Source organism: Xenorhabdus mauleonii (assembly GCF_900113945.1).
In the GTDB taxonomy this organism is placed as follows: Bacteria; Pseudomonadota; Gammaproteobacteria; order Enterobacterales; family Enterobacteriaceae; genus Xenorhabdus; species Xenorhabdus mauleonii.
In genome coordinates, this window is sequence record NZ_FORG01000024.1 from 25,289 (window position 1) to 37,265 (window position 11,977).

The following is an 11,977-nucleotide window of genomic DNA, read 5'->3' on the forward strand; positions in this document are numbered from 1 at the left end:
CATGTTTTCTATGTATTAATTTCTCTGGAGACCGCTATGAAAAAATTTTGGCTAGTGCTGGTAGGGGCGTTTATGGCATTTTCTGCGTCCGCTGCCAATTTTTCTGAAGGTAAGCAGTACGTTGCATTAAAAAAACCAGTTGAGAACCAACCGCAGGTCGTCGAGTTTTTCTCTTTTTATTGCCCTCACTGCTATCAGTTCGAAAATGTTTATCATGTTCCTTCTACGGTAGAGAAAAACCTGCCAGCAGGTGTGACTCATGAACGTTATCACGTTGATTTCATTGGGCCACTGGGTAGCGCGCTGACCGATGCCTGGGCAGTTGCCATCGTTATGAAGATTCAAGATAAAGTAACGCCAATTTTGTTTGATGGTATTCAGAAGAACCAATCCATTCATACTAAAGCTGACATTCGCAATGCTTTCATTAAAGCGGGCGTATCGGGTGAGGATTATGATGCGGCATTGAATAGTTTTATCGTGCAATCTGTTGCCGCTAAAGAGCGTCAGGCAGCCAATGATTTTGCACTGCGCGGTGTTCCGGCTGTTTTTGTGAGTGGTAAGTATCAGATTAATAATGGCGGTATTGATGCTACGTCAGCAATGGATTATGCGCCGAAATTCTCTCAGGTAGTGAATTATCTGCTGACCAAAAAATAAGAACATTAGTTAAATGTTAGTATTAATATAAAATAACACAGGTATTGAGCCGGCTGCGATAAAGCTGGCACAATACTTGCTGAAATGCCACTTTCATAACATAAACTCCGGTAATATCCACAAGTCAGTGATTTTTAAGTAGTTGCAATATTTCTGTAATATTTCCCGTAATTCATTGATTTTTACCCTCTGTTATTCATTATCTATCGTGATAAACATAAATCGGTTTTATGTGCCATTTTTTTGTGCACAAAGTTATCCACAAAACATTCATCAGAATATTTGTCATGAATTGCGTGTTGTTACGAGAAAATTCTCGCAAAATTCGTCTATAGCGACGCAGTATGGCATTCTATTCTTTATTCATCCCTCAGAATGACGAAGAAAATTTTATGGCACAGATAGCAGATAATCCCCTGATTTTGGTTGATGGTTCTTCATACCTTTATCGCGCATACCATGCGTTTCCTCCGCTGACAAACAGTGCAGGAGAACCAACGGGCGCCATGTATGGCGTGCTGAACATGCTGCGCAGTTTGATTGTGCAGTATAAACCCAGTCATGTGGCGGTCGTGTTTGATGCCAAAGGTAAAACATTCCGTGATGAATTATTCGCTGAATATAAATCCCATCGCCCACCGATGCCGGATGATTTACGTGCGCAAATTGAACCGCTGCACAAAATGGTCAAGGCAATGGGGCTGCCTGTTCTGGTTGTGCCGGGTGTAGAGGCTGATGATGTGATTGGTACACTGGCGTTGCAGGCTGAAAAAGAAGGCCGCTCTGTTTTGATCAGTACCGGTGATAAGGATATGGCCCAGTTGGTCACGCCGAATATCACCCTGATTAATACCATGACCAATACGATTCTGGGGCCGGAAGAAGTTAAAGAAAAATATGGCATTCCACCGGAATTGATCATCGATTTTCTCGCCCTGATGGGAGACTCTTCCGATAATATTCCTGGTGTACCGGGGGTGGGTGAGAAAACTGCGTTAGGATTATTGCAGGGAATTGGCGGGTTGGATGAGATTTACGCCAAACTGGATGATATTGCCGCTCTCGGTTTCCGTGGTGCCAAGACACTGGGCGGGAAAATGGAGCAGCACAAAGAGGTCGCTTATCTCTCGTATCAGTTGGCAACAATTAAAACCGATGTTGAGTTGGACAGGAGCTGTGTACAGCTTTCCGTTGTTCCACCCGATGCAGATGAACTGCTGACACAGTTCAGCCACTATGAATTCAAGCGTTGGATCAGCGACGTGCAAAATGGCAGTTGGCTGGACGGAAATGGGCAGAAAGCCTCTTCCTCTTCTTCCTCGGCTTCGACTGTTTCCAAGACAGCGCCGGCGGCAGTTAAACCAAACGCGGCCAACATTTCTCCGGAAAGCTACCAAACTATTTTGGATCATCAATCCCTTGCCGAGTGGATTGAGAAACTTAAACAGGCACCTGCATTCTCCTTTGATACCGAAACTGACAGCCTTGATACTTTAACCGCCAATTTGGTGGGAATGTCTTTTGCTCTTTTAGTTGAAAAAACCGACGTTGAAAAAACAGACGCTGAAAAAGCAGCAGCGGGAGAGCCGGAAGTGGAAGCGGCTTACCTGCCATTAGGGCACGATTATCTCGACGCCCCGCAACAGCTCGATCTGCATGAAGTTTTAGCGGCATTAAAACCACTGCTGGAAGATGCAAACCTGCCGAAGATTGGTCAAAACCTGAAATTTGATCGTGGTGTTCTGGCGCGTTATGACGTTGCCTTAAATGGCATTGTTTTTGACACCATGCTGGAATCGTATGTTCTGAATAGCGTAGCAGGCCGACATGACATGGATAGCCTTGCAGACCGTCATTTAAGCTATAAAACCACGACGTTTGAAGAGATTGCGGGTAAAGGCAAAAAACAACTGACGTTCAATCAGATCCCGCTGGAGGAAGCATCAAAATATGCAGCGGAAGATGCGGATATTACGTTGCGATTGCATCAGGCGATGTATCCGCAGTTAGAAAGTGTTCCCACGCTGAAAGATGTCTTCCATAGAATTGAGATGCCGTTGGTGCCTGTTCTGTCCCGCATGGAGAGAACCGGGGTATTGATCGATGCCAAGACATTGGCAGAGCATTCAAAAGAAATCACTGCGCGTTTGGATGAGCTGGAAAAATCCGCTTATGAGTTGGCAGGTGAAGAATTCAATCTGGCTTCGCCAAAGCAGCTTCAGGTCATTTTGTTTGAAAAAATGAACTTGCCGATACTGAAAAAAACGCCAAATGGTGCGCCTTCAACGAATGAAGAAGTGCTGGAAGAGCTGGCGGAAGAGCACGAATTGCCGCGGGTTATTCTGGAGCACCGTGGCTTGGCTAAATTGAAATCCACTTATACGGACAAATTGCCCCAAATGGTCAGCCCTCTGACCAATCGCGTCCATACGTCATATCATCAGGCGGTAACTGCCACGGGACGCCTCTCTTCCCGTGATCCTAACCTGCAAAATATCCCGGTACGTAATGAGCAAGGGCGACGTATACGTCAGGCATTTGTGGCACCGGAAGGCTACCAAATCATGGCGGCGGACTATTCGCAGATAGAATTGCGCATCATGGCGCATTTATCGCAGGACAAGGGTTTATTGGACGCGTTTGCGCAGGGCAAGGATATCCATCGTGCCACGGCTGCGGAAGTGTTTGGTGTGCCATTGGAGCAAGTCACCAGCGAGCAGCGCCGTAGTGCGAAAGCCATCAACTTTGGCCTGATTTACGGCATGAGCGCGTTTGGCCTATCCCGCCAGTTAGGTATCCCACGTGGTGAAGCACAGCGCTATATGGATCTCTATTTTGAACGTTATCCCGGTGTGTTGGCTTATATGGAGCGTACGCGCCAACAGGCTGCCGAGCATGGATTTGTTGAAACACTGGAAGGCCGCCGTTTATACCTGCCGGAAATCAAATCACGCAATGCCATGCGCCGCAAGGCTTCGGAACGTGAAGCCATCAACGCGCCAATGCAAGGTACAGCGGCGGATATTATCAAACTGGCGATGATCGCAGTAGATGATTGGATTGTCCGCGAACAGCCTAATGTTCGTATGATCATGCAGGTTCACGATGAACTCGTGTTTGAGGTACATGGTTCTGAATTGGCCGCCGCAGAGCAGAAAATTCGGGAACTCATGGAACAAAGCATGTTGCTCGACGTGCCGTTAAAAGTGGATGTTGGAGTAGGTGAAAATTGGGATCAGGCTCATTGATCGGCTGATAATATAGGCGATTTTGCCAATCAGGCTCACATCCACTTTTTACCTTCACTTCTCTACTCAAATACAAATAAAAACAAAAGGGTCGCAAACATGCGGCTCTTTTTTTTCTTTTTTTTGGGGCGAAAGGGAAAATATTTTTTTTGTGTAAAAATGATTCTTAATTGAATGATTTTTATGGAATGACTGCTTTTTTAATGAGCTGAATTCAGGGCTATGACATCGCGGATGGGCATGTAACAAGAATTTTAGTTAGGTTTTATATTAGATCTAGATCTCACTAATATGTAATAAAACTACATAAAAAAGTGCATAACAACCTAATTTGATTAAAAAACAGTGGCTGAATCGAGGTAGTTAATGAAAATTAATTACAAAAAAGTCTTTTTTTGATGAAAAGAATAGGGTAAAGTTGTCGGCGTAGGGTACAGAGGTAAGATGTTCTATCTTTCAGACCTTTTACTTCACGTAATCGGATTTAGCTGAATATTAGCTGCCCCAGTCATTTCTTTTGACTGGGGCGTTTTTTTATCTTTTATTCGGGGTCTGTGGGAAAGTTGGCGGAAATTATTCCATCTCAACGGCAGGCTGGTTAAACCAAAGATCAAGTTTCTGCTCAAGCTTATCGATGCCTATCTTTTTCAGGGAAGAAAAGTTTTCTATCTGAATATCGCCATCCAGATTCGCCAGTTCCTGACGAACTTTCGCCAATTGGCTTTTACGGGCGCCGGATGCCAGTTTATCGGCTTTAGTCAGCAGTACCATAACAGGCACTTCCATCACAACGGCCCACTCAATCATCTGCATATCCAGATCTTTCAGCGGATGACGGATATCCATCAAAACTACTAATCCCAGCAGGCATTCACGTTTCTGGAGATATTCCCCCAACGCTTTTTGCCATTTGCGTTTCATCTCTTCTGGTACTTCTGCGTAGCCATATCCCGGTAAATCAACCAGACGGACACCGTCTTCCACTTCAAATAAGTTGATCAATTGGGTGCGTCCGGGGGTTTTACTGGTACGCGCCAGACTTTTTTGGCGGGTCAACGCATTCAATGCGCTGGATTTACCTGCATTTGACCTACCGGCAAACGCGACCTCAATTCCCACATCTTGAGGCAGGTGGCGAATGTCAGGTGCACTCGTGACAAAGTGGGTCATATGATAGTTGTAGTGTTTGATGGTCAAAATGGTTATCTCCAGAAGAATACACAAAAATAGCGTAGGGATTATAGCGGGAGCAATGGCTTGTGGACAGGTGTAACTTTATTGCGGTGAATTTATTCCAGTGAACGGAATTAGTGGCAGAAGGTGGCGCTATTTTGGTTTTATTAATTTGCAGCGGGAAGCGGTTTTGCCCTATTTATGACGAAATATTTCCGGAGCACGCTTCAAATGACGCTGATTTTGGGGGATTAACCCGCTCCAGAGCCTTTTTTTGTTAGATAGAAAAAGTATCAATATGTGAGGTTATTCTTAAATTAATCTCTTCCCAAATATGCGAATATAAAAATTGTATAGATTGATTTCGTCATTACTCATCTAAAATACTCGTAAATGTAGGTAAATCTTTGGAAGTTATTCCTATTGGGAATTAAACTTAATGAGTTTTGTTGTTATGAGTTTTATTGTTGACCTCAAAAATAAAGGAACCATCAATGTTTAAACGTATTTTTGTGTCGCTTATGACTGCATGTGCTATCGGCGTGATAGCTACCCCAGCATTGGCCGCCGGAACTCACGTCAAGCTGGTTACATCAGCTGGGGAAATTGAGCTTGAGTTGGATAATACTAAGGCACCCATTTCTACCAAGAATTTCGTTGAATATGCCAATGAGGGTTTTTATAACAACACTATTTTTCACCGTGTGATTCCTGGTTTTATGGTTCAGGGTGGCGGCTTTACAAAAGATATGAAGCAAAAAGCGACCAAAGCGCCAATCAAAAATGAAGCGGACAATGGGTTGCGTAATCTTCGTGGCACGATCGCGATGGCACGTACCGCTGATAAAGACAGTGCCACCAGCCAATTTTTTATTAACGTTACCGATAATGCATTCCTTGACCACGGTCAGCGCGATTTTGGCTATGCCGTCTTTGGCAAGGTGGTAAAAGGCATGGATGTGGTTGATAAAATTTCTCAGGTCAAGACAGAAAATGTTGGCCCTTATCAAAATGTACCGGTGAAGCCTATTGTGATTCTGTCGGCTAAAGTTGAGTCTTAATCGTTCGATATACCTTTTATCTTTCAAGTTGTTGCTATGTTGTCTACGCCCACTGACGGCAATATTGTCAGAGGTGCTTCTGGGAGTGGTTTTCCTTTCTTCCGCCTTGCTGCAACTTGAAACCTGCTGGTTTTTTGAAATCTATAGATTTTCGGCCGTCAACGGCCGGAAGCACATTGAGTTTTCGTTCCCTCCCTGTTTTTCCCTTGCTCTGTCGCCACTATTTTAAAAGTGCTTATGTGGTATGATGAGTGCTTCGTTGCCATTGGTACTGTTTTGCCTGATTTTTACGTAATACAAAATGCATAATACCCTTACGGGGTAGGGCAACTTATAAAACTATAAAATCAGTAGGATATACTCCTATGTTATTAATAATCGATAATTACGACTCTTTTACATTCAATTTATATCAATATTTTTGCGAGTTGGGGACAGAGGTTTTAGTTAAGCGTAATGATGAGTTACAGCTTGAAGATATCGAAAAGCTGGCTCCTACACATTTAGTGATCTCTCCGGGTCCTTGCACACCCAACGAAGCAGGGATCTCGCTGGAAGCGATTTCGCATTTTGCGGGAAAAGTGCCTATTCTTGGCGTGTGCCTGGGGCATCAGGCGATAGGGCAAGCCTTTGGTGCCAGTGTGGTTAAAGCCCGGGAAGTCATGCATGGAAAAACCAGCCTGCTTCACCACAGCCAGCAGGGTGTGTTTAAGGGATTGGATCACCCATTAACTGTTACACGTTATCATTCTTTGGTCATTGCGGCTGAGACGCTTCCAGCTTCATTTGAAGTAACCGCATGGAGTCAGCGTGATGGCAACGTGGATGAGATTATGGGGATACGTCACCGTACTTTGCCGCTGGAAGGTGTGCAGTTTCACCCTGAGAGCATTCTCAGTGAGCAAGGGCATGAGTTGTTGAATAATTTCCTTAAATATTAGCTACATATCAAGATTTCCCCTCACAACGTTGTTTTTTTATTTGCCACCATCTGATTTTTTATTCATATTTTATGATTATTATTTCATTTTGATATGGCAAATATAAAAACAAGGTGAGGGAAATGGCAGAGCATGCGGGAAAAAATCTAAATACCTTCAATCAGGTGATGTTGCCAGTTTATGCACCGGCAAGTTTTATTCCTGTTCGCGGGAAGGGCAGCCGAATATGGGATCAGCTAGATAACGAATACATTGATTTTGCTGGCGGTATTGCTGTTTTGGCCTTGGGGCATTGCCATCCAGCCTTGGCTGAGGCCCTGAAACTGCAAGGCGAAAAATTGTGGCATGTTAGCAATGTTTTCACCAATGAATCCGCTTTAACTCTGGCGCAAAAACTGATTGATGCAACGTTTGCACAAAAGGTCTTTTTCGCCAATTCGGGTGCTGAGGCGAATGAAGCTGCATTTAAACTGGCTCGCCGTTATGCCATTACCCGCCATCATCCTCATAAAACCAAAATTATCGCTTTCCATCAGGCGTTTCATGGACGCACATTTTTTACCGTTTCAGTCGGCGGACAACCGAAATACGCCGATGGGTTCGGCCCTAAGCCCGCTGATATTATCCATGTTCCTTTCAATGACTTGGATGCGGTCAAAATGGTAATGGATGATGATACCTGTGCCGTTGTTCTGGAACCCATTCAGGGAGAAGGTGGGGTGACGCCTGCGACGGCAGAATTTTTGCAGGGTGTGCGTGAATTGTGTGATAAACACCAAGCCTTGTTGGTGTTTGATGAGGTTCAGAGTGGAATGGGGCGTACTGGTAAGCTGTATGCGTACCAGCATTATGGCGTCATTCCGGATATTCTGACTACAGCAAAAGCCTTGGGAGGCGGTTTTCCAATCAGTGCAATGCTAACCACAGATGCTATTGCGGCGGCAATGGAAATCGGATCTCATGGAACAACCTATGGGGGAAACCCACTGGCGTGCTCTGTGGGAAATGCCGCAATTGATATTATCAATACACCGGAAGTGTTGGCGGGAGTGGAAAAACGGCATGATTTGATTATCCATGCTCTGGAAAAACTGAACCAAAAATATGGCATCTTTCACGAATTTCGTGGAAAAGGGCTGTTGATTGGGGCTGTATTGCAAGCTGAATATCAGGGGAAATCCAAAGAAATATTGCAGCACGCGGCGGAGCAAGGTTTGATGCTGTTGAGCGCCGGAGAGAGTATTTTACGTTTTACACCATCATTAATCATTCCTGAGAATGATATAGCAGAAGGCATGGCTCGGTTGGATCGTGCGATAGCGCGTTGGTTGAAATGGGGCGAATAAGCCGGCGAGCAGAAAGAAAAACGAACAAAAAGAAGAAGAGAGAATAAATCGGCAGACAGCAGGAAGATAATAAAGCAGCCAGTGTGGGATCGAGGGATGACACTGGCTGAATTTAGACGTTCAGGAACTAACGGGTTCCATAAACAACAATAGTTTTACCATGTGCAGAGATCAGGTTTTGATCTTCCAGCATTTTCAGAATGCGGCCAACCGTTTCACGGGAGCAACCAACAATCTGCCCGATTTCCTGACGTGTAATTTTAATTTGCATACCATCAGGATGGGTCATTGCATCGGGCTGTTTGGCCAGGTTGAGTAAAGTCTGGGCGATACGGCCAGTAACGTCCAGAAAGGCTAAGTTCCCCACTTTTTCAGAAGTCGTTTGTAGACGACTTGCCATCTGAGCAGATAAACGCATCAGAATGTCAGGGTTAACCTGAATTAACTGGCGAAATTTCTTGTAGGAAATTTCAGCCACTTCACAGGCACTTTTAGCTCGTACCCATGCCGTACGCTCTTGCCCTTCCTCAAACAATCCAAGTTCACCAATGAAATCTCCCTGATTTAAATAAGAGAGAATCATCTCCTTGCCTTCTTCATCTTTTATTAGAACAGCAACCGAACCTTTAACAATGTAGTAAAGCGTCTCTGCTTTCTCACCTTGATGAATAAGCGTGCTCTTGGATGGATATTTGTGAATATGGCAGTGTGACAAAAACCATTCAAGAGTAGGGTCTGTTTGTGGCTTGCCGAGAACCATTCGCTTTATCCTCTGTTGTTATTTCCGCCTTTATGCAGTGAGAAACTGACTGTTTCCCTCTAGGCTGGCTTTATAAAGTCAATAGATTAACATATTAACTTGCTGAAAAACTGACAAGCGGAAATTTTATATGGATGATAAGAATTTCAATATGCTGGTGTATTGATCTTCGCCCATACTTCTTGCCAGTCTCGCTTGTAACCTAGTTTGTAACACAGGAAAACGTTTCTGTCTTCTCCTGTATCGCTTCAGCATATTAAACTGGTCGCTAGATTACCAGAAATTAGCCTGATGAAGCGGTTTTATTGATTTTGTATTTATCAAAAAGGAAAAAATAAGGCTAGGCGCCGCGCCTGAAATGTAAAGTTTCATCCTATTTGGACTTATTTAGGGAAAGGTTTTTTATCGTGAGTTTATTGCGACATAAATTGGTTAATTATTTAAATAAAACAGGCAGCATTATTTTTTGTTACCTGTTTCATTAAAAATAAAATGAACTTTAGATCATGAGATCTTTTTGCCTTCCAGCAATTGTTTCACCAGCGGAGCCATAATTAATTCCATGGCCAGGCCCATTTTCCCGCCAGGGACGACGATGGTATCGATGCTGGAAATAAATGACCCCTGAAGCATCGCGAGTAAATAGGGGAAATCGATTTGGGTTAGGCCACGGAAACGGATCACGATAAAACTTTCATCCAGCGAAGGAATCGCTTTGGCAGAGAATGGGTTGGAAGTATCAACCGTAGGAACTCGTTGAAAGTTAATGTGGGTACGTGAAAACTGTGGGGTGATGTAGCGGATATAATCGTCCATTGAACGGACAACAGAATCCATGACGGCTTCTCTGGAATGTCCGCGCTCACTCGTATCACGGATCAATTTCTGTATCCATTCCAGGTTGACGATGGGGACGACCCCAACCAGCAGGTCAACATGGCTGGCAACATTGTGCTGGGGAGTCACGACACCCCCATGCAGCCCTTCATAAAAGAGAATATCGGTGTCTGAGGGTAAAGGCTCCCACGGCGTAAATGTGCCAGGAAGTTGATTGTAGGGCATGGCTTCATCATAGGTATGCAGGTATTTCCGGCAGCGGCCATTCCCCGTTTCGCCATAGCCAGAGAAAGTTTGCTCCAGCATACTGAAATCATTGGCTTCTGGCCCAAAGTAACTGATATGCCTGCCCTGTTCTTTTGCTTTTCGAATTTCAGCATCCATTTCAGGACGCGTATAACGATGGAAACTATCCCCTTCAATGAGTGCGGCTGTTGCACCAAGTTGCTGGAAAATCTTGCGGAAAGCCACACTGGTTGTTGTTGTTCCTGCTCCACTGGAACCAGTGATTGCAATGACAGGATATTTGGCAGACATGAACAAACTCCTTATCGATAAAGCTTTAAATTGTATTTTTAATCAGAAAGTTATCATGAGAAACCTAAGCCAAACCTTATGAACGGAACATCTCCTTAGGCATGATATTGACTGTTTCATGTAATTCAGACCATACCAGCAGAACCTCACCTCGTTCAAGTTGGCGTTTAATGTCCTGTACTTTTTGTTCAAGTGTTTTTTCTTGTTCGCCGTAATCTGTCCCTTCGCGCAAAACAAAACTTTCTATTAAATTAAGCAGGGTGTCTGGCTCAAGTTGTTGCCACGGTATCATCATTGTAATGGCTCCTGATGATGTTGGGATTGCGCTGTAGCCGGTTGTTTTTCGGATACTTGTTGTTGAGATAACGGTCTTTGAGGCGATTGCTTTAACTGGGATGGCTCTAAATAAGGCATCAGCCAGTCAGGAATTCGTTGCTCCAGCCACATTTGCGGTGTTTTCAAGGAACCACTGACAAAACCGACATGGCCACCATGTTCGGTCAGTTGATATTGAATATTGGCCGGTAAATGGGCCAGGTCAGGGATCACTTCCGGTGCCATAAATGGATCATCTTTAGCGTGGATAATCAACAGCGGCACCGTGATATCCGGCAAACGGGGCAGCGCGCTGCACTGGTGGTAATAATCTTCCGCATCTTTAAATCCGTGGAGCTTGGATGTGATGGCATTATCAAACTCCCGCAGTTTCTTCATTGAATTCAGTTGGCTAAGGCTCAATGGCAGGGAGTTAGGATAACGCAGTAACTTACGCGTGGCGTTGTTTTTCAGCTTATTGAGCAGGTAATGTTGATAAATTTGGGAAAACCCTTGCTCCATCCGTCTGGAACAGGCTTCCAGCAGAAATGGGGCCGAGACGATGATAGCGGCATCCACCTGCGCCCGTTCTTGTTCTTCGGCTAAATAACAAGCCAGCATATTGCCGCCAAGGGAATAGCCGACCGCCGCAGTAGGGGCATCGCCATAAGTGGTTTTTAACCAATTCAGGAAATAGCGTGCATCATTGGTTTCCCCTGAGTGGTAAATGCGTTGCTGGCGATTCGGCTCACCACTGCATCCGCGAAAATGCATCACAACGCCGAGCCAGCCTTTTTCCTTACAGGCGCTGATAAGGCCGTGTGCGTAAGGACTGCTGAAGCCCCCTTCCAGGCCATGAAAAAGCACTAACCGTGGTTTATGGGAGGCTGTTTCAGGATCTTCGCTCCAGGCTAAATCCACAAAATCATCATCGGGCAGGTTGAGGCGCTGCCAGTGTGGTTGCAGTTTGGGATGGCGTCGGAGCAGGCGAGGTAAAATCGTTTGTAAATGGGGGTTACTCGCCCCCCTCAGGGGATAAAAGTTCTCACTCATAATGAATTGATTTCGTAATCAGTTATCTTGTTTGTGAAATAACATA

Annotated in this window: 11 protein-coding genes; 6 read left to right on the forward strand and 5 right to left on the reverse strand. The window is 44.7% G+C overall.

The genetic code is table 11. From position 1 onward, the window contains the following. Nucleotides 1-36: 36 nt before the first annotated feature. The 3 genes from dsbA to spfP all read left to right on the forward strand — a co-directional run bounded on the left by dsbA (nucleotide 37) and on the right by spfP (nucleotide 4,400). Nucleotides 37-660, forward strand: a complete 624-nt coding sequence (gene dsbA / locus BM100_RS17800) for a thiol:disulfide interchange protein DsbA (protein ID WP_092513408.1) — start codon at nucleotides 37-39, stop codon at nucleotides 658-660. A gap of 392 nt (nucleotides 661-1,052) precedes the next feature. Then, the gene (gene polA, locus BM100_RS17805; protein ID WP_092513460.1) at nucleotides 1,053-3,908 is read left to right on the forward strand and encodes a DNA polymerase I; all 2,856 of its coding nucleotides are present in this window, start codon (nucleotides 1,053-1,055) and stop codon (nucleotides 3,906-3,908) included. 444 nt (nucleotides 3,909-4,352) lie between these two features. After that, complete coding sequence (spfP, locus tag BM100_RS24170; protein WP_438361642.1) at nucleotides 4,353-4,400, forward strand: small protein SpfP; 48 nt, start codon at nucleotides 4,353-4,355, stop codon at nucleotides 4,398-4,400. An 81-nt stretch (nucleotides 4,401-4,481) separates the two neighbouring features. Here the strand turns inward: spfP and yihA are convergent, their stop codons facing one another. Continuing rightward, nucleotides 4,482-5,105, reverse strand: coding sequence for a ribosome biogenesis GTP-binding protein YihA/YsxC (gene yihA, locus BM100_RS17810; protein ID WP_092513410.1), 624 nt, complete (start codon nucleotides 5,103-5,105; stop codon nucleotides 4,482-4,484). Nucleotides 5,106-5,575: 470 nt separating this feature from the next. Here yihA and ppiA point away from each other — a divergent pair, with 470 nt between their 5' ends. The 3 genes from ppiA (at nucleotide 5,576) to BM100_RS17825 (ending at nucleotide 8,429) form a co-directional block, all read left to right on the forward strand. Beyond that, entirely contained in the window at nucleotides 5,576-6,142 is a 567-nt protein-coding gene (gene ppiA, locus BM100_RS17815; protein ID WP_092513412.1) for a peptidylprolyl isomerase A, read from the forward strand. Nucleotides 6,143-6,507: 365 nt separating this feature from the next. Continuing rightward, on the forward strand, nucleotides 6,508-7,083 hold the full coding sequence (locus tag BM100_RS17820) for an aminodeoxychorismate synthase component II (protein WP_092513414.1): 576 nt from the start codon (nucleotides 6,508-6,510) through the stop codon (nucleotides 7,081-7,083). 122 nt (nucleotides 7,084-7,205) lie between these two features. Beyond that, nucleotides 7,206-8,429 (forward strand): aspartate aminotransferase family protein, encoded by a 1,224-nt coding sequence (locus tag BM100_RS17825; RefSeq protein WP_092513416.1) that lies wholly within the window; start codon nucleotides 7,206-7,208, stop codon nucleotides 8,427-8,429. Nucleotides 8,430-8,556: 127 nt separating this feature from the next. Here the strand turns inward: BM100_RS17825 and crp are convergent, their stop codons facing one another. The 4 genes from crp to BM100_RS17845 all read right to left on the reverse strand — a co-directional run bounded on the left by crp (nucleotide 8,557) and on the right by BM100_RS17845 (nucleotide 11,931). After that, nucleotides 8,557-9,189: a cAMP-activated global transcriptional regulator CRP gene (gene crp / locus BM100_RS17830; RefSeq protein ID WP_004240730.1), complete on the reverse strand. Its 633-nt coding sequence runs from the start codon at nucleotides 9,187-9,189 to the stop codon at nucleotides 8,557-8,559. A 504-nt stretch (nucleotides 9,190-9,693) separates the two neighbouring features. Then, on the reverse strand, nucleotides 9,694-10,563 hold the full coding sequence (locus BM100_RS17835; RefSeq protein WP_092513418.1) for a phosphoribulokinase: 870 nt from the start codon (nucleotides 10,561-10,563) through the stop codon (nucleotides 9,694-9,696). A 76-nt stretch (nucleotides 10,564-10,639) separates the two neighbouring features. Further along, nucleotides 10,640-10,858, reverse strand: a complete 219-nt coding sequence (locus BM100_RS17840; RefSeq protein WP_092513420.1) for a YheU family protein — start codon at nucleotides 10,856-10,858, stop codon at nucleotides 10,640-10,642. Next, the gene (locus tag BM100_RS17845) at nucleotides 10,855-11,931 is read right to left on the reverse strand and encodes a hydrolase (protein WP_092513422.1); all 1,077 of its coding nucleotides are present in this window, start codon (nucleotides 11,929-11,931) and stop codon (nucleotides 10,855-10,857) included. The genes BM100_RS17840 and BM100_RS17845 overlap by 4 nt, the downstream gene beginning before the upstream one ends. Nucleotides 11,932-11,977 lie beyond the last annotated feature (46 nt).

Coding starts and splice junctions, on each gene's coding strand:
- polA (WP_092513460.1), top strand. CDS start 1,053: ATGGCACAGATAGCAGATAATCCCCTGATTTTGGTTGATGGTTCTTCA.
- dsbA (WP_092513408.1), top strand. CDS start 37: ATGAAAAAATTTTGGCTAGTGCTGGTAGGGGCGTTTATGGCATTTTCT.
- BM100_RS17820 (WP_092513414.1), top strand. CDS start 6,508: ATGTTATTAATAATCGATAATTACGACTCTTTTACATTCAATTTATAT.
- BM100_RS17840 (WP_092513420.1), bottom strand. CDS start 10,858: ATGATGATACCGTGGCAACAACTTGAGCCAGACACCCTGCTTAATTTA.
- BM100_RS17845 (WP_092513422.1), bottom strand. CDS start 11,931: ATGAGTGAGAACTTTTATCCCCTGAGGGGGGCGAGTAACCCCCATTTA.
- BM100_RS17825 (WP_092513416.1), top strand. CDS start 7,206: ATGGCAGAGCATGCGGGAAAAAATCTAAATACCTTCAATCAGGTGATG.
- crp (WP_004240730.1), bottom strand. CDS start 9,189: ATGGTTCTCGGCAAGCCACAAACAGACCCTACTCTTGAATGGTTTTTG.
- BM100_RS17835 (WP_092513418.1), bottom strand. CDS start 10,563: ATGTCTGCCAAATATCCTGTCATTGCAATCACTGGTTCCAGTGGAGCA.
- ppiA (WP_092513412.1), top strand. CDS start 5,576: ATGTTTAAACGTATTTTTGTGTCGCTTATGACTGCATGTGCTATCGGC.